The following is an 18,496-nucleotide window of genomic DNA, read 5'->3' as shown; positions in this document are numbered from 1 at the left end:
GATAACCGTTACGCTTGCTGACCCGAGGTATCCTGCATTTTCCTGTTTCGGGCAAGGGAGGCACCGCGAAGAGCGGGCCGCTTCATCTCCTTATAAATAGCCGGAATGACGGAATTGACATATTGCCGGAATTTAATGAAAGACTGCCCCTGTGTCCTCACCTTGTAGGCAATAGGAACCTCTTGCAGACGAAAGCCCTTCCTCAGCAGATTCAAGGTTAACACTTGGGCGTAATTGTAATCATGAATGATTTCCGCGCATTCCATCGCTTCCCGGGAAAAACCTCGCATGCCGGATTGGCCGTCATAAATCCATTTGCGCAGCAGCACGGACTGGAGCAGCGTGAAAAAATAATTTCCCAGCCTGCGATGCAGCTTCATCCCTGCAATGCTCCCCTTAAATCGCGAACCGAACGTGTAGTCCGCCTCCCTATCCATAATTGGGGCGACCACCTCAGGAATTTGCTCCGGCGGGTACTCATTGTCAGCATCAATCATCAAACCAATATCCGCGTTCAGCAGGCAGGATTGCCTCAATCCCTCTCTAACGGCAGCCCCTAAGCCCCTGTTTTCCCCAAAGGAATGTACATAATCCGCTCCCGCTTCCTTCGCTACCTCTACTGTCCGGTCGGTCGAGCCATCATCAATAATGATGACCTTTACGTCATACTTAGGATGGAAGTCTCTCGGGACACGAGCAATGACGCTTGCAATGTTTGCTTCTTCATTATGTGCAGGTATGAATACGACAAGCTTTTTGTTACCTGTTGATTTCATGGGATTCCTCTTTTCATTAAGCCATTTCCTTGAGGTTGAGGTATTAACGCTTGAACGCATCCGTCAACACCCGCCCGCGGCTTGCTCTTGGATACGGTGCTCCCAATAAATAGGCGAGCGTTGGTGCCATGGAAATTAACGAGTGTCTCTCATCGACTCTGCAGCCTTGGCGAATGGTTGGACCATGCAGGAAGAAAGGGACAAACCGTTCTCCTTCATCCAGGTGGCCATGTCCGCCGATACCGTCAGCCTGACCGTGGTCGGCGCAAAGGATAAGCGTTGTATTTTCCATCATGCCTTGATCTGTCAGCCAACCGACAAACTCCTCAACCAACCTGTCAGCCTCGGCGATTTTCTCTAAATATTCATCGTACAGCACACCCATGCTATGTCCGGTTTGGTCAACGGCAATCATCTGAACGACGAACAAATCAGGATTCTGCTCGGCCATTATCTTTTTGGAGCGGTCGATGATATTGCGGTCAGCTTTGTCATTGTGCATAACGGCAGTCACGCTTTCCACATCGTCGCCCATGGAGTCAATCAGATGGGCAATACCAAGCAAGCGCCCCCGCTTCCCAACCTTCCGCAGCGAATCGAAAATACTTTCCACCCGAATTCCCAGCTTCCAAACCATATTGGAACGTATACCATGGTCTTTGGGATGGGCACCGGTAAACATGGATGAAAAACAAACGACCGTTCTTGCGGGATAGACCGTCTCCATCTGCGTATACTCTGTTCCTTCCGACCGCAGCTTCTTCAGAAACGGAGCATCGGCTTCTTCAAAGCGCTCCTTGCGCATACCGTCAATGACAATCACGATGGCCTTCTCATTGGTGGCCTTTCCCGTCATATCAGGCCCATCTGTGTATAATGTTGTCTCTTTGGGTTTCCAATCAAAAAGGTTTGCATGCAGAATCCAGCTGTATAGCCACAAGCACGCTGTGAAAATGCCCAATAAAATAACAGCATCCGCGAACCCGGCAGTGGGCCAAGGGACTTCTGACGAAGGAATCAGCAAGCTGTAAAAATGATTCCACAATAACAAGAGCAGCAGCAGCTTAGGCAGTTGTTCCTGTGCATTACCGCTTGTCGAATCGCTGTTCTTGAGCACAAGCTTCCAGAAGCGTTTAAAGTTCCACCATGACGTTCCGATCCGCATTCGGTAATAAAACGTTCCCCAGAAGAACACGGTGAAGAAGAAATACAATCCGATTGCCGCCGCATGAAGGGAAAGATTTTGGGGTTCCCATAAAAGTAAAGAAGCTACAAGCGGCAACCATAAGTAATTCCTTAGAAAAAGCGGGAAATCGAAATAATAGAATAAAAAAAACAAAGGTAATATCAGCAGAAGACTTAAGCCGGTACCTGTCCAAAAACGACTGTCCAGCCACTGATCAGACCGATACAGCAAGAATACGGATGTGGCAAAAATCGGCGTAAACGGTTTGCCCTCATTCAGAAGGTTCCAACATCTAGCCGCTACAATCTCAAAAGGCGAAGCTTGTTTCATAAGGATGTCCTTTCACGCGCATGATTCGTATTTAGGGAAGGCTTTCGCTGTATTTGGATCCATTCCTTGGCTTCGCGCAAACCAATCGGCATTCGGATCAAAGAATAGGAACCCAAAATAAAGGCCACAGCGAATTTAAATGTATGTGTCAGCAAAGCGGTGGTATAGGCTTCTTCCCAGCTAACTCCAAGCACCGCCAACGAGCCGCTTAACGTACTCTCATAGGTACCTATCCCACCTGGTGTAACATGAAAGATTTGGCCTCCGATTGTAACGCTGTTGGCCCAAATGGATGAAGCGGCGCTTAACTGTATGCCTCCCATATGGGCAATACCGAACAAGATTACCGCTTCCAGTATCCAACTTACGGCAACAAGACCTAGGATATAAGGGCCTTGCCTTGACATAACGATTGACTTGAGCTGCTCCCAATGCCGATTGGCAAATGGCCAGCGCCGAATCGGAAACCATCTCAAAGCAACTCCTGCAAGAATGACCAATGCTGCCATGACAGCAAACGCTAGCCATGACATCTTCATTCCAAACCACAGCATGCCAATGGCCGATATCGTTCCTAGCACAAGTAAGTCCGTCAAACGCATAATCACGACGGAGTGGAGAGCAGTATCCCACCTCATACTCGCCTTCTTCATTAAAACGCCTGTGCGTACAAGATCACCGACCTTGATTGGCAGCAAGTGATTGAACAGTAAGCTGTAAAAAATGCCATGCAAGTACATTCCGATTGCGTGTTCACGGCCTGTGTACGCCTGCCAGGCTGCTGCTTTGAGAACAAAAGATAAAAGATAAACGACAAACATGAATAGCAGCCATCCCGGCTGAACGAGTACAATGCGTAACCGTTCAAGCAGTTGATGCAGGTCGAACAACCGCCAGCTTAGCAGCAAAAAAACAATGAAGAGGATAAGACCGGCGAATCCGCTGAGTTTTCTCATCATCCCGCGTTGGCGCCGTTCGACGGTTCAGGTTCTTGAGTGAAAACGAGATCCGGGTAGCGTTCCAACCACTTTTGCCAATCACGGTTCGCCTCCTCCCAGACCCGTACTCCGTTATCTGTAATGACAATAAATTGGTCGTCCTTCTCAGCCCTCGCTATTAATCCGCTAACGGTTAGACTTTGGGTCACTTTGCTCAAGGATGGGGCCGGCATCATCAGAAGCACCGCGAGTTCCTCGGACGTTAGGGTTCCTCGTTCAATCAGGATTCCGAGTACTCTATATTTGCTTCGTTGTGACCGGTGTTTCAATTTAGCGTTTCGATGATACTTTCCGGACTTGTACCTAGTTTGAACGTCCAACTCTCCACCACCATCCTCCGATGCAAACCGTTTTGGGTCATATTTTATTATCTGCTTGATAATGATAATCATTCCGAAGTCATTTGCAATTATATCTAATGAAAATGAGAGAATGATGTGAAAATGAAATATTTTTACCATCTATTAAAATTAGCCGTATAGCTTGCCTTAACATAGATTCAAAATCGTTAATGATGGAAATGATTAACCATGTAATTTTGCAGACAAAAAAAGCCGGTATTTCCTTCGCAAGGAATTACCGGCTTTTGTGTTTTGGATAGTTATTACAACCTGCCATTTATTGGCTTGATACTCACTTATGATCACGGAATTGGCTTCTGTACTCCGTTGGCCCCATTTCCGCATATTTCTTGAATACTTTTGTAAAATGGGAGAAATTCGAATACCCAACGGATGATGAAATGGAACTAATGGGGATGTTCGTTTGGGTCAACAGTTCCTTCGCCAGCTTGATTCTTTCCAACAGGACATAATCGGTTATGGTATGGCCCGTTTCCTTCTTAAATAGTCTTGTCAGATGATCAGGATTCAGAAATACCTGTTCGGAAACCGTTTCTCGAGACAGATCTTGGTCAATGTTAAGGGCAATATATCGTTTGACTGTCTGAACGACAGAGTCGGTTTCCTTCACCGCTTCCGCTTGATTCATCGCCTTGCTGACGGCATGTTTAACCCAAACCAACATATCTGTTATGGTGCGGCCTGCGGTTTCCGAGATTCTTCTCGATTCTTCATCTCCAAATAGCTGGTGGGCATGAACCCCTCTACTGTTCAAGTAGGAGTAAATCGCCTGCATAAAGTTCTGGTTAAATTGATGTAAAAAATTGGCGTTCAGCCCTTCATTCCGTACGAGATCTGCAAGAAACGCTTCAACGCCATGAATCACAGATTCCTTCGTACCTGTCTTGAGCAGGGAAGACAATACGCTCCAATTAGGCAATGAAATAAGCTGGTCGGCCTGTTTGGCATCCTGATAGAAGTGAACTTTGTTAACAAAAGCGACGTTGTTTCGGTCCCGTGCCCTTAAATCCGCCACCATGTTTGCCATCTCATGGACTTGGACGGGCCCACCGCAATAACAAGATAAATCACAGTAAAAATACCGATTACAAGCATCAATATAATTACGGCAAGCTTCATGTACTTGTTTAAGAGCTTCATTCGTCTCGCCATCGGCAGAAACGATGACGAGAAGCATCCCACGGTCAAGATGAAAACAAATGCCGTTCGCATGATGGCTAATGATAATTTCTTCGGCCGTATTCTTAAGCGCATACTCCAGAATCTTCTCGTCACTGCGCTTGAGCGCTTTGTTCCATCTTTGAACGGAAATCAAAATGGGGAGAAACAGTGAATCTTCCGAAATCGGAATATGATGACGCGTGATCTGTTCGCGGACCGCAGCCGGGTGAATGGTTGTCGAGTGATTGATAAGATTAAGCCAAAAATGCTGTATGATCAGGGAATGATGTTTCATCCATAGTTGATGAGAAACGCTATTCCTGCTGATTTCGGTGTTCCGATCGATCACGCTCTGTGCTTTGCGAATAGCTTGTTCCAAATCGGCGGCGCGCACGGGCTTAAGCAGATAATCGAGACTCCCGAGCTGCAGCGCTTCCTTCGCATATTTGAAATCGGAATGGCTGGTCAGAAAGATTGTTTCCGTATTCGGATGACGCTCCCGGACCCATGCTAACAGCTCCAAGCCGCTGCCTTTAGGCATTTCAATATCGCAGATCATAATATCAATGTTCTCTCGCTCGAAGATCTCCATCGCTTTCCTCATACTATAGGCCGTAAACAATCCCGAGATTCCCAGCTTGTTCAGATCAAGATCTGATTTCACGCCCTCTATAGCATGAACTTCATCGTCAACAAGGAGCATTTGATAAGTCATGACATTTCCTCCATTTTCGGATTGGTAGGAAGGATCATTTCCACTACCGCGCCGCCGGTTTCCTTATCATTATAATATTGAACGGATACGGTCTCGTCATACAGCAAGCTTAAACGGCGCTGAACGTTCCAAATACCGGTATGCTCGCCTTTATCATTCTGGACGCTTCTTCCTGCTTGTAATTCCTCAAGCACCCGATTGTTGAAACCGCATCCTGTATCTTTAATCGTTATTTTCATCCTCGAACCGCTCTCTTCATCAAAGAACTTGATCCGCATGGCTATATCGATAGGTTCGTCATCCATTGTAACAGCATGCTTAATGGAATTCTCGACAAACGACTGCACGATAAGAGGCGGTACAGGAGTATCCATTAAATAATAAGGAGCATCGATGACCCAGGCCAGTTGGCCGGGGAAACGCAAGTTCTGGATATTCAGATAGTTACGGGTATGTTCAAGCTCATCACTAAGCTTCACAAACGAAGTCGTACTACGGAACAGGAAACGGAAATAGTGTATTAAAGCCTCTGTCATTTCCATTATTAATTCAAAGTTCTTAACTTTGGCTAGATTAAAAACAATGTTCAAAGCGTTAAGGAAGAAGTGAGGATTCACCTGCTGTTGCAAACGCTGCAACTCTTCTCTCTGTTTATTCAATTGTTCTTCGAAGACGTTGACGCGAAGCTTCTGAATCTCGGTCATCATAGCGTTGAATGATTCGCCCAGCAAAATATATTCATCTGACGACTTCTGCATATCGACCTGCGTGCTCCAATTGCCGCCACGCACTTTCTTCATGGCAAGCAACATTCGGCTGATAGGAGTCAGGAACGCTCGTCTCATCAAATAAAGACCAATCGGGATAAAAAACATCGATCCGATTGTAATAATCCAAATAATCCGCTGAAGATACGGAAGGTTAGCTAAGATGTTCTTATCAGGAATAAGGGTAATCATGCTGAAATTCCCTCGATTGGAGTGCTCGCCTACAACAAGAAATTTCTTGTTCGAACCGGACAAATAATAGTCCGTCAAGTTCTGATGGAGCTCAATTCCATAATCTTGTACGATGGTCGTATCCGTAATAGGTTCACCCTGATCATTAGCGAACAGGATCTCGCCTTCCTTTCCCATTTTAAGAGACCGGAGCGGTGCCAATAACGTATCCATGCTAATCCATGCGCCAAGATAAGCATCTCCCGCTTGGACGATATCGATTAGGTAATGATCATTTCCAATCTGGTAATACTGCCATCTTTTCGTTAAGTTTCCTTTTACAATCGCCTGATGTTGAATCAATTCGATGATATAATTTTTAACGCTCTCTTTCTCCTCGTTTGAAAAATTGAAGGTATTGGGAATATCCATATATTCTTGTCTTTTCTCCTCATACACAAAAAACGAGTTTACTGAACGATACAAAGCAATGTCTTTGGATAGTGATTTGAACATAAAGATTTTCGCCGTATAATATTCGTCATCCGTCACCGATTGGCCAATCGACAACAAGTCATTACCAAAGGCTATCGTATTCATATACGAATCCACATCGTTCAAGCTAACATCTATTTGATCCATATATAGGGATAATGTATCTTTGTAGGAATCAGCAACTTGTTCGCGCACGACATTTATCGCATAGAAATTGTTGTAGATAAGCATGCCGACAAGCGGCAGCGTCATAATTACTACGCTTAAGGCTAGTTTCATTCGCAATGAATTGGTGGATAAATTCCATTTAAAGAGATTCATGTCCTACAGCTCCTTGTCGCGCTCGCTCTTTACCTCATCATACAAGCAAGTAAAACCAAACGCCACAACCGGAATGATTCCAGTTATGGCGTATCGGACGTATGGCATGCTATGATCAGCCTTTTACGGCACCGATCATAATGCCCTTAATGAAATACTTCTGGAAGAACGGGTAAGCAACAAGAATAGGGAGTACACCGATAACCGCAATTGCCATCTTCACCGAGTCGGAAGGCATTTGCTGCATGGCATCGCCTGCGGATGCACTCATATTTGTGCTGATGAACTGAACATCCTGCATAATTCGGTTGAGCAAGTTCTGGATGCTGAAATACTCAGGTTTGGTAATATAGACCATACCGTTCTGCCAATCATTCCAGTACATAATCGTTGTGAACAAGCCAATTGTTGCAACTACTGGCGTTGATAGCGGAAGTACGATCGACCAGAAGGTCCGGTATTCCCCCGCTCCATCCAATTGTGCAGATTCGATCAATGCCGGCGGGATGGTGGTCTGGAAGAACGTCCGCATCAGCATGACGTAAAATCCGTTCATGAGCAGCCCTGGAACGATCAGTGCCCAGATCGTGTTCTTAATGTCGAAGAGCTGCGTATACACCAGATAAGTCGGTACAAGACCGCCATGGAACAGCATCGTGAAGAAGACGATAAACATAATAACATTCCGATGCGGCGTCTCATTCCTAGCAAGCGGATACGCCAGAAGTGCAATGATCGTCAGGCCAATTATCGTTCCTACAACGGTAATAAATATGGTAACGCCGTAAGCTCGTGCAATATCCGAGCCTCTTTCCAGCAGGTAGGTGTACGCATCGGTGCTGAATTGTTTAGGAATAAAAGAGTAACCATTCGCGATAATGGCATCCTGATCCGTCAGAGATGCTGAAATGAGTAGAATGAACGGGATGATGCAGACTACCGCGAATAAGAACATTACGATATGACTAAACCATGTTAAAGCTCTGCTTTCCGTTTTCATATGTGCCACCTCCTTAGAACAGTGCGTTTTCTTTGTTATAGAGTCTTACCGTATAGTTCGCCAGCACGACAAGAACGAATCCGACGATGGACTGATAAACACCGGCAGCCGTAGACATCCCGATATCGCCGTTGCCCGTTAATCCCCTAAATACGTAAGTATCGATAGTAGCCGTTGTGTCGAATAATGCCCCAGAATTCATTGGCACTTGATAGAACAAGCCGAAGTCGGAGTAGAAAATCCTGCCGACGTTTAGCAGCGTTAGCATAATAATGATAGGAGTAAGCATCGGCAGTGTAATGCGGAGAATCTGCTGCAAGCGGTTCGCACCATCTAGCCTTGCCGCCTCATAATACTCTTCGTCAATCCCCAGTAAAGCGGCGAAAAATACGATGCTGGAATAGCCGACACCCTTCCAGAAATTCACCAGCGACAGAATGATGGGCCAGTATTTCGCTTCGCTGTACCACAAGATCCCATCCTCGATGCCAAACCACGGAAGTACGGTTTTATTAATGAACCCCGTATCCGCACTGAGCAAGGCGTATACTAGATAGCTGACGATAACCATGGATATCAGATGCGGTAGTGTAATGAGACTTTGATACGTCTTTAACAATACCTTGTTTTTGATCTCGTTCAGCAGAATCGCACATGTCAGCGACAGCGTCGTTCCGAGCGCAATGAACACAACATTATATAGAATGGTGTTCCGCGTAATGATGAAAGCATCTGAAGTCTTGAAGAGGTACTCGAAATTAGCGAGTCCGATCCAATCGCTTTGTAGAATACCCTTGGCGAAATTCACGTCTTTAAAGGCAATAACGATTCCCAGCATGGGGAGGTAGTTATTGATTAACAGGTAAAGAAGACCGGGAATCATCATAATCAGCAGCGGTGAATATTTCCTGTAATTGATCTTCTTCTTTTTCATTTTCTTGGTGTCCTGCAGGACGGCAGTTGATGTGATTTGTTCCATAAGCGAATCCCTTCCTTGTCCTTATCTTATGTTTCATACTCTCATCATAAGGGACAATCCGATGTGTAACTAACAGTATGTCGACTTTCTCAATAGTGAATTGTCGACATCTATCGAGCCGTAACAGACGAAAGCGCCACAACCGATGTGGCGCTTTCGTCTCTTGTACATTTAAGCACCAAATAATCGTACAGGGCCTAACAATCCGCTTGGTTCAAGCTGACCTAGGCGCGAGAAGAAATCAGGCGTTTCCTTAACGAGCGTATTGGTAACTTCAATGGAAAGCATATTATTGCCCTCCTGGATGAGATCGCTTAGTTCAAAACGATATGGAGCGGAAATACGAACACCCGCTGATACGCCATTCAAGAACACTTCGGCCGTTTCGAATGCTTCCCCAAGATCAATCACGGCGCGATTACCGGATGCTGACGACCAACTCAAGTTAGTTTCATAACGAAACGTCCCGGAGAAGGAAGGCAGCAGACCTGGTTTGCTTAAATCGGTGACCTTGTCTATCTCTTTCCAAGGAATAAATAGCGGGTACTGTTCGGAGGTTGACGTTGACACTGACCATGGTCCTTGGATCGACATGATTTGCTTCTCATTTACCATCTGCTTTGGTGCATCTACTTCACCAATCTGTGCTCCTGCAATGACAACGATCGTTTCTGAAGCCTCCAGTTTGAGTCTCAATGCCGTACGATCTCCCTCTTTCACACTATCCAAATGAAGAACCTTATTGGTATAGGCATCGTATACTTGCACATATTCGGAAACGGGCAGATGAACCTCCGTATCCACATTTAGACTCGGATGCTCGTTAAAGAACATGAAGACGTCCATGTCCGAATGTCTCATATGATAGGAACGTAAATACGGTTCACTGTCCTTGAGCTGGATATCGTAGTAGCCGGATTTTTTCAGTCTATCCGCAAGCTCCTCAAGCGGAACAACCTCTACTCTCTCGTTCGTTGTGAGGAGATCAATCTGATCCGGGCTCAGTTTCCCCTCGCTCGATCGGCTCGGAAGACCGTTAATGAAGAAGATGGGCAATCCTTGCTCAGCCAAACTAACCATACGAGTCAGCACATTCCCTGGAAGTGCCTCGCTGTACGGAACTATCAAGCATTCAAAGGTTTCATTCATCATCACGAGTTTCCCGTCCCGCACGCTAACTTCGTTAACAATTGTGTCGCACGGCAATACATCACAATCGATCTGATTTCTCAACAGTTCTTTAACAGGCTTGTGAAAATACATATAGTCACCTGACCACTCTGCTTCTGCATGGTAAAGAACGGCCGCCGTCGCAACATGCGTGCCTCCCGACAGCAGATGACTCAGTCGGTTCGTATAATCATTCAAGTATTTGTAATAACGAAACTGTGGATTCTTACCTCTGGCATAGAGATGCGGAGGGCAATCTCTATCCGGATATTCTTTAGGTGAGAAGGCATGCGGAACGAAATAATTCACGCCACGTACAAGCATATGGTCTGTTAGCCATTTCATCAGCTTCAGCCCTTCCGCCCAGCCATAAGCGCCGAACACCTCTGCCATGGTACGCCCCTTCTTCTTCGGATCCAGATGAGCAAGCGATACAGCCATCTTTGCCATACCGTAGTTAAAAAACTCTGAATCCCCTTCACCTACAAACCCTCTTGCCGGAATATCATCAAATCCGGGTCTGAGCTGCCAGAGCACGACATCCAGTCCTGACATATCTTGTCCACCAAGCGCCCGATAGAAGTGACCCGCGCCGCTGCCGAGCCGAGCATGAACATTGCTATCTTCCAGTACATGACCAATATACTCAACCCCACGCTCCCGGCACCAATCGCCAATCTGTGTGGTGAAATTGTCCGCATAAAGCCTGCTTACCAGATTCATGTAGCTATAACGCATTCGCGACATGCTCTCGCCTCCCTCGTGCCAAAGAAGGGGTAAATGCTTCTTATAATCGGAGCCGAACTCCAACTCCATCAAGCTGAACATCTCCTTGCTCCATGGCAGTGAGACTCCTTTTTTTCCTGGTTTGGAATTAAAGTCCCATGTATCTTTATCGTTATAAAACCCTGGTTCATCGGAGAAAAAGCCAGCCAAGGTATCGCCGAAATCATCACGGTAGCGTGCGTAGAAGGATTCATGTACCGTATCGATCAGGATGCGGACGGATTCCGCAACAAGCAGATTGACATAGTCGCGCTTGTCCGGGTCGCCTCCATGCTCGCTTTCGATCAGCGAGAAGATCCTCCAGTACCCTTCTGGAACGTTCCAGTACAACATTCCGTTCTCGACCAAATGAGTCAAATCGATGGACTCTTCTGTTAATACGCCCGTTACCGGATCACGCTTAACCGCAACGACTGCAAACAATGTGCCTCCGTTGCTGTAGCCCGGTGCATAAGGCAAAGCGGATACGATGAACGAAGAGTGATCTCGTGGTCCGATGGCATCAACATGGCTTTCTGACAAAAAGAGACGGCGAAGCTCTGTAGGCGCCTCTTTCACTCGGCCTGCCGCATGACCGGTTGGAAAGTGGTCATCATCCAAGATCCATACCCGCATGCCGCGCGTTCTTGCCTCGTCCAATATCACGTCTATATCCTTCCACCATTTGGTTCCTAGGAAGTCTGGATGCGGTCTCGATTCCACGCAAACCGCCCGAATTCCCGACTCATGGATTCGAGCCATTTCTTCCCGGAGAATCTCTTCCTCTTCCCCATGCTGCCAGAAGAATGGCAAAATATAATTATCTTCGTTTCCTGTTAGCACATCATACAGTTTCGATTGCATACACAACTCGCTCCTTTTCGTGGATGTGACCACAATGCTTTTTTATCACTTTTAACCGTTGTACCTCATGGCATCTTCAATAATTTGCTCTGTCCACTTCTTTATATTGTTATTCTGATCAAATAGCAGGGGCTGATGTTCACGTCCAGCGCAGAACTCACGGTCTAGCCAGGTCATGTCATCTGCAACACCCCAGGTCAATACTGCGTCTACCACATCAGAGTAACGACGGCAGATATCAAATATTCCGCGATATAATTGTTCCTGTTTCTGATGCATTTCCTCGGTAATTGGAGAGGATGGCGGGAATACACGGTCCCGAAGAGAATAGGGATTGACATCCATCTCAGTAATATGGATCCGTAATCCTAAGGCAGCAAATGCTTCCACTGTACGCTCATATTCATCCAGATTGCATTCTACGATATTGACATGAGCCTGTAATCCCATACCATCAAGCGGTACTCCCCTGTCTAACATCCCTTTTACTAGTTTCAACATGCGCTCACGCTTATAGGGAACAAATTCGTTGTAATCATTGTAGAAAAGCTGTACATCGGGTGCGTACTGTCTTGCAATATGATAAGCTATATCGATATAATCGGGGCCGATTAATTCCAACCACTTGGACTGTCTCAAATCTTCCCCGGGAAAATCGTTTATTGCCTCGTTTACTACATCCCAACTGGAAAACTGTCCTTTGAAATGCTCGCAGAACGCCTTTGTGTGGCTGTCGATACGCTCAATAAGATGTTCTCTGGAAGCAGGCTTGCCTCCATCCATAAATACATCATCCGGCACCATCATATGCCATATTGGCGCATGTGCACGAAGTGCCATCTGGTTATCATGCGAATATTTCACAATTTCATCGGCCTCTGCAAATGTAAAGATCCCTTCTTTTGGCTCTATTGGGCCCCATTTCATTGCGTTTTCCGCAACTGCACAATTAAAGTGCTTTTTGATGATGGCATCATGTCTTTTTATGCTCTCATTACTAAGACAGGCACCAACCTGAAAAAATTTTTTATGTGCTTCACTAAGCGAAACCATTTCCCTCGCATCCATAAAATAACCTCCCTTTACAATTCTGCATACCCGCTTGTCTGGAATCGATGTTGACCACTATGTTATAAAACCGTACCTGCCCTAACATGGAAGTAACAACGAGGGGATCAGCGTATAAGAAAGGCCAACCAAGTAATCCGGCTGGCCTGCGCTTCCTATTCGTAATCTTCAGTCCGCCATTCTTCTTTCCAGTCCAGATAAGCCATTTTCCCGTCAAAGCGGAATGGCAGCCATACATAATCGGCTTTATTCGTATTCTCTTCTGCATTATAGGGCTGGCTTGTCCGCGTGGTAGGGAATGGCTCGTCCGCTCGATCAGGATTGTACATTCGATCAAAGCCATTCTTAATATCTTCATAAGGAATAAACCCTGCTTCATTAGTAATCCAGCGATCTCCCAACGAGATATAGAGATCTTTCTTCAGCGGATGCTTAAATACGGATGAGATCTGGGACCGGAAGGATGTATTCGTCGTGTCGTTAACATGCGGGTTGCCCAAAATTTCGAAAGGACCGTGATAGGTTCTCGCGCAAGCGACTTCTGATGGATTCGAATAATAGCCTGTCGTTCCCGATGTCACTAAATATTGAAGGCCTCTACGTTCAAAATGAGCAGGTGCTTCACGAACGAAGGGCGGATGAATATTCGGGAAATGAGTGGAGTAATATCCCGTAACGTCGGTATAGTCAGACGTCAAGTCCGCACATATGAGCTCACAATGAATCCGCTCGAAATAGTAGTAAGCCTTTCCGTCCTCTGCAATGACTAAATCAAAATCCCCAGCGCTCATATTTAATGGACGGTAATTTGTCTTCACGATCGTATAAGGTCCCAGCAGTCGATCTGCAGTCAGGATAGTTAGCGTCTGAGTATGATCCTTTTCCATGATTTTCAGCCAACATACATATTTTCCGGTTTCCTTGTTGAAAATAATATGTGGCCGGTCCATATGGCTTGTCGGGTGAAGAGCAGATGCAATATCGTCCTCCTCTGGCAAGATGATGTTTCCCTCATCCTTCCAGTTGTAAAGGTCCTTCGAAGAGTAACAGCGTACTCCCCAGTGCCAGATCCCGCTGCCAGGTGTCGTTTTCTCTTTGTTCTCACCGTACCAATAGAACGTATCGCTCTCGTAGAATATGGAGCCTCCGTGAGCCTGGATTCGTTTTCCATCGGTGTCCAGCCAAACCTGTCCCGGTTTAATCGATATTTGCATGATAGATCCTTCCTTTATATAAGATTTTGCCACGGTGTCTAGAAAAAAGGCAGGACCATTTAGATCCTGCCTTAGCATTCACTACACTACTCTTTTACTTGGTCGAAGCCCAAGTATCAAGCTGCTTCTGCTTCTCTGCCATGTACTTCTCAATGCCTGCTGCTTTGAGCTTGTCGTTGAATTCCTTCAGCCTCTTCTCTGGATCGACCGTACCAGTCTCCAAACTTTGAGCATATTGTTCAATGACATTTTTCAGAGCAACTCCCTCATTCTTGACAGGTCCTTCGTCAAATAAGAAGCCCATTGCCTTGGAAGGGATACTCTGTGCCTCATATCCTAGTTCAATCTCACGCAATTTCGGGTTGTCCGTCTTCGATAGGTAAGAGAGTCTTTGATTTCCCATAATCCAAACAAAGCTTTTCATGTTGTAACCTACCGTATTGATGTCCAGACCTTCCGGATAATCGGCTGTTGTGTCCGATATCTTAATATGATGTTTACCTTCGATACCCCATACGAGTAGATTGGCGATATCCTTATCGGAATACATTAAATTTAGGAACATCATTGCTCGCTCTGGATTTTCCGAATGTTGGGCAATGGTCCACAATCCGCTCATTACACTGCCAGTCGCTGCATGTGGAGGATATAATTCAGCTCTTACAAGCTCATAGCCCACTTCGAGCTCGATTCCCTCTTTCTGCCCTGGAGAACTCGGATAGATTGCGCTAAATGTACGGCCAGCTTTGATTTGTGCATTTGGAAGCACTGTTGTCGTTGCCGCATCTTTATTGATATAACCGGCTTTGAACCATTTGTGTACCCGACACAGTTTATCGGCATATTCCTCAGTCTCAAATAAGTTAGTGATTTTCAGAGCATTGTCATAACCCGGAAGGACGCCAAGTCTGTCTCCCAACCCATCGTAATCTGCAAAAGAAGTAACAGGTCCGAGGCCCGGTGATACGCCAAGCGGAATGATGTTCGGCTCTTTCTCCTTAATCGTCTTCAGAACATTCTCTACATCATCTAAGGTTTCGATCGATGCAACGTCAATCTGATGCTTATCGACTAGGTCTTTGCGCAGATAGTAATCCGTACCCTTCGCGTAGGCGTCGACGATTGGAACACCGTAGAGTTTCCCATTCACCTTAGGAACGTTTACATATTGTTCACCAACAGCCTCAGTGATGCCTTGTCCATATTCCTTTAGTAGATCATCGATTTGCAACAATTTCCCGGATGCCGCAGCCGCGTTGTACATCCCGCCAGAACCGAATGTAAAGCCTAGATCCAGCTTTTCGCCGCCCGAAAACATCAAGTTCATCTGTTGTGAATACGCACCGATGCTGATTGGTAATATATCAACGGTAGCATTAATTTTCGATTGCGTAATTTTATTGATTGCCGCTTCTACCTCAGCCATGTCCTTCGGTTCTGCTCCGAATATCGGCAATGCCATCGTAATTTCGTAAGGCTCCAATGCAGCCTTTCCAGTATTCTCAGTTGCTTGTCCTGCATTCGCTTCATTAGATGGATTACTGTTGTTTTTGTTGTTGCTTGAGCATGCGGTAACCATTGTTGTGATAAGCGAAACGGCTAGCAATAACGAGACAACCTTCATCTTCCTTTTCATATGATCCCCCCATAGGATTGTGTGTGCTTACAACTTCATTATAGCTACAGTGTTCGTTGCCAACTAACAAAATCACGACATCGTGAATAGCGATATCTCGACATTATATTGCATGTTAGATAGAAAATAAAAATAAAGGCCGCCCTTCGTCATCTTCAATGACTTTTGGACAGCCTCTTTGTCAATCTCAATCAAACCACATACTTTATCCCTTCCGGTACCTCAACAGCGAGATTGATGTTGTCGTTATCTTCTGCCTTTTCCCAACTCACTTTGACCAGCCCCTTCGGCGTCACGACTTCGCCTCTCGCCCAAGATAAATAGCCTGGAGTAGGACTTACCTTGACACTCGCATAACCTGGTTCTGCCGGCTGCACTCCAAGAACGATGGCTGGCAATTCATACAGAATCAAAGAGCCCCAAGCATGACAATCACTTCGTTCCATCACGTCATCTTCAACGCATGTCGTCAATTTTTTGGCCAGCATCCCTCTCCATAATGTCCATAACTCATCGGTTTTGTGATAAAGGCCGACTTTCTCCACTGCGCGGAAGAGGTAGTAAGCCATCGCAACGGAGCACTTCGCTAAAGTTTCATCCGTCAATGCTTTTTCCATCAATCCCTTCGCATTCGCTCCCGTCACCACATCGGTCAATACCGCAAACACTTGGGCATGCTGGCTGTACTCTTCCAAGCCGGGACCATCCTGAATCAAGCCGTCTCTGCCCGCGCAGCATTCGAGTACTGCCCGCTTAATGACTTCCGCTTTCTTCAGGAAGCGTACTGACAAATCGAATCGATTCACGTATCTGGCCAATTCCGCCGCAGCCTGAAGCCCCATCCGGTACAGAAGAGAATCGAAGGTTACAGGCCCTTTATAGATGGCATTCGGTACGCCGGTATTCCATGTCGCTACCCAATCGACAAAGGACCAATAGGGGTTCCCCATCCCTCCCTCGGATGTCCTTGCCGTCAATCCCGTTTCTCCCAAACGCTGGTCGAAGAACTGAAGGACTCTTTCGACGGAGGGCATATACTTCTCAACCAGCTTCTTGTCGCCAAAGTACATCATATGGTCATGGATCATGAGAATATAATAGATGGCGAAGCCGGGAATGACGTTAGGTCCAGTAGACGGATAACAGCTGTTAGTCAGACCGTCGTAACGCTGGGAACGGAAGAAATCATCGATACACTTTCTTGCCAACCGATCATCGGCGGCGATATTATACGTAAACAGGATTTGGGATCTCGAATCCATCGCATATTGCAGCTGCTCGTAATACGGGCAGTCCTCATAGGTCTCATGCATGCAGAGGCGCAAGGTTCGCTCGCTGATCTCCCAAATGGCTTGTAAGGATTCATCCGAAGTTTCCACCTTGGTCTGAACCTCAAGCGGATACCCCGTTTCCCGATAGCTTAGCCTTATGAAGGACAAAGGCTCCGCTTCGGTTTCCACGGTGAACTGGACAAATCGAAAAGTCCGAAACCAGAATGGTTCGTACTCCTCCGGTTGCTCCATCGTGCCGAAGCCGCCGACCCGGTAGGTATCCGGCATGCCTTCCAGATGTCCATGGATATAGTCGGTCCGGTCTCCCTTCGCGGGAGTTGGAAGATGCCCTTTCCTATCTTTGGCCGGATACACGTAGGATTCCGTGCTAAGAATAGACACGTTTGCTCCAGCTCCTCCGGCAAAAGCCGTTTCCAGAAAGCCCGTTACCTCGCTGCCCGTGCTGATTTCGACAATCGCCTTTGTGTACGGCGGAATCGTTACGACACTCTGCGCTTCGATCAGCTTCGCCCACTCGTCGGTATTCGTATCTGGCGTTCTTGCACACACCACGCTTTCAAAACTGCTCGGCTTCTCATAAAGGAAAGGAATTGGTCTAGGGGTCAACCCGCCTGGACTAATGGCTTTTCTTACTTGGTTGATCGGATAGGCCTTCGTCTCCGTCCAATCACGATCGTCAAAGCCTGCTTGCTTCCAGCCCTGCGAGCGAATATTCCCTTTCGCGGTTTCCGTAATATACAGCGGGTCGAAATAAGGATTCGCTTGCCCTAGTTGAATGCGATCCTCATAGAAGCATTTCCAAGTCTCATCCGCTTCAAAGGAAAGTTCGTTCCCTTCCTCCAACGTGATTGCTCCGTCCAGATACAAGCCTGGCATATCCGTTCTCCAGATAGAATGGTTTCCCCGGTCATGCTGCTGGGGGTAACGGAGGACGACCGCTGCGAATACATTCACACCTGGCCGAAGCGCTGTTCCGATATCCACCTCGTCATAAAACCAGACTTGATCGTCTCCCTTGCAAGGCCCCTGCGCAATGGAAACGCCATTGACATAAAGGCGATATCTGGAGTCTGCGCTTACGCGAAGAACCGCGGATTTCACATTCTGATCCAAATGAATTTCTTTCCGAAAGTATAGAAATGATGCGCTGTCTCGATCATAAGAACCCGCGGTCCAGATCCATTTGCTTTTCCTGTTAACGATAGACAGATCCATGTATATCCACC

General features: G+C 46.4%; 13 protein-coding genes. All 13 read right to left on the bottom strand.

The window, feature by feature from the left end; translation table 11 throughout:
• Positions 1-8 precede the first annotated feature (8 nt).
• Positions 9-776 (bottom strand): glycosyltransferase family 2 protein, encoded by a 768-nt coding sequence (locus tag RCO25_RS07205; RefSeq protein ID WP_308995463.1) that lies wholly within the window; start codon positions 774-776, stop codon positions 9-11.
• A 43-nt stretch (positions 777-819) separates the two neighbouring features.
• Positions 820-2,292 (bottom strand): alkaline phosphatase family protein, encoded by a 1,473-nt coding sequence (locus RCO25_RS07200; protein WP_308995462.1) that lies wholly within the window; start codon positions 2,290-2,292, stop codon positions 820-822.
• A complete protein-coding gene (locus tag RCO25_RS07195; RefSeq protein ID WP_308995461.1) occupies positions 2,289-3,251 on the bottom strand; it encodes a lysylphosphatidylglycerol synthase transmembrane domain-containing protein in 963 nt (320 codons plus the stop codon). The genes RCO25_RS07200 and RCO25_RS07195 overlap by 4 nt, the downstream gene beginning before the upstream one ends.
• The gene (locus RCO25_RS34790) at positions 3,248-3,682 is read right to left on the bottom strand and encodes a MarR family transcriptional regulator (RefSeq protein ID WP_374992072.1); all 435 of its coding nucleotides are present in this window, start codon (positions 3,680-3,682) and stop codon (positions 3,248-3,250) included. The genes RCO25_RS07195 and RCO25_RS34790 overlap by 4 nt, the downstream gene beginning before the upstream one ends.
• A 241-nt stretch (positions 3,683-3,923) precedes the next feature.
• A complete protein-coding gene (locus tag RCO25_RS07185; RefSeq protein WP_308995459.1) occupies positions 3,924-5,528 on the bottom strand; it encodes a response regulator in 1,605 nt (534 codons plus the stop codon).
• Complete coding sequence (locus tag RCO25_RS07180; protein WP_308995458.1) at positions 5,525-7,282, bottom strand: sensor histidine kinase; 1,758 nt, start codon at positions 7,280-7,282, stop codon at positions 5,525-5,527. Before RCO25_RS07180 ends, RCO25_RS07185 begins: the two co-directional genes overlap by 4 nt.
• Before the next feature lie 115 nt (positions 7,283-7,397).
• The gene (locus RCO25_RS07175) at positions 7,398-8,282 is read right to left on the bottom strand and encodes a carbohydrate ABC transporter permease (RefSeq protein ID WP_308995457.1); all 885 of its coding nucleotides are present in this window, start codon (positions 8,280-8,282) and stop codon (positions 7,398-7,400) included.
• A 13-nt stretch (positions 8,283-8,295) separates the two neighbouring features.
• Positions 8,296-9,216 (bottom strand): ABC transporter permease, encoded by a 921-nt coding sequence (locus RCO25_RS07170; protein ID WP_374992076.1) that lies wholly within the window; start codon positions 9,214-9,216, stop codon positions 8,296-8,298.
• Positions 9,217-9,432: 216 nt separating this feature from the next.
• Positions 9,433-12,060 carry a glycosylhydrolase-like jelly roll fold domain-containing protein gene (locus RCO25_RS07165; protein ID WP_308995455.1) on the bottom strand — a complete coding sequence of 876 codons (2,628 nt, stop codon included), beginning with the start codon at positions 12,058-12,060 and terminating at the stop codon, positions 9,433-9,435.
• Positions 12,061-12,111: 51 nt separating this feature from the next.
• Complete coding sequence (locus tag RCO25_RS07160; protein WP_308995454.1) at positions 12,112-13,128, bottom strand: endo-1,4-beta-xylanase; 1,017 nt, start codon at positions 13,126-13,128, stop codon at positions 12,112-12,114.
• 155 nt (positions 13,129-13,283) lie between these two features.
• On the bottom strand, positions 13,284-14,342 hold the full coding sequence (locus tag RCO25_RS07155) for a family 43 glycosylhydrolase (RefSeq protein ID WP_308995453.1): 1,059 nt from the start codon (positions 14,340-14,342) through the stop codon (positions 13,284-13,286).
• A 94-nt stretch (positions 14,343-14,436) separates the two neighbouring features.
• Positions 14,437-15,978 (bottom strand): ABC transporter substrate-binding protein, encoded by a 1,542-nt coding sequence (locus RCO25_RS07150; protein WP_308995452.1) that lies wholly within the window; start codon positions 15,976-15,978, stop codon positions 14,437-14,439.
• Positions 15,979-16,169: 191 nt separating this feature from the next.
• The gene (locus RCO25_RS07145) at positions 16,170-18,485 is read right to left on the bottom strand and encodes an alpha-L-rhamnosidase-related protein (protein ID WP_308995451.1); all 2,316 of its coding nucleotides are present in this window, start codon (positions 18,483-18,485) and stop codon (positions 16,170-16,172) included.
• Between the last annotated feature and the right edge of the window lie 11 nt (positions 18,486-18,496).

The sequence above is a fragment of the Paenibacillus sp. LHD-38 genome (assembly GCF_031157315.1).
Taxonomy (GTDB): domain Bacteria; phylum Bacillota; class Bacilli; order Paenibacillales; family Paenibacillaceae; genus Pristimantibacillus.
The sequence above is the reverse complement of the archived record's forward strand: the minus strand, read 5'-3'. Positions and strand labels throughout refer to the sequence as shown.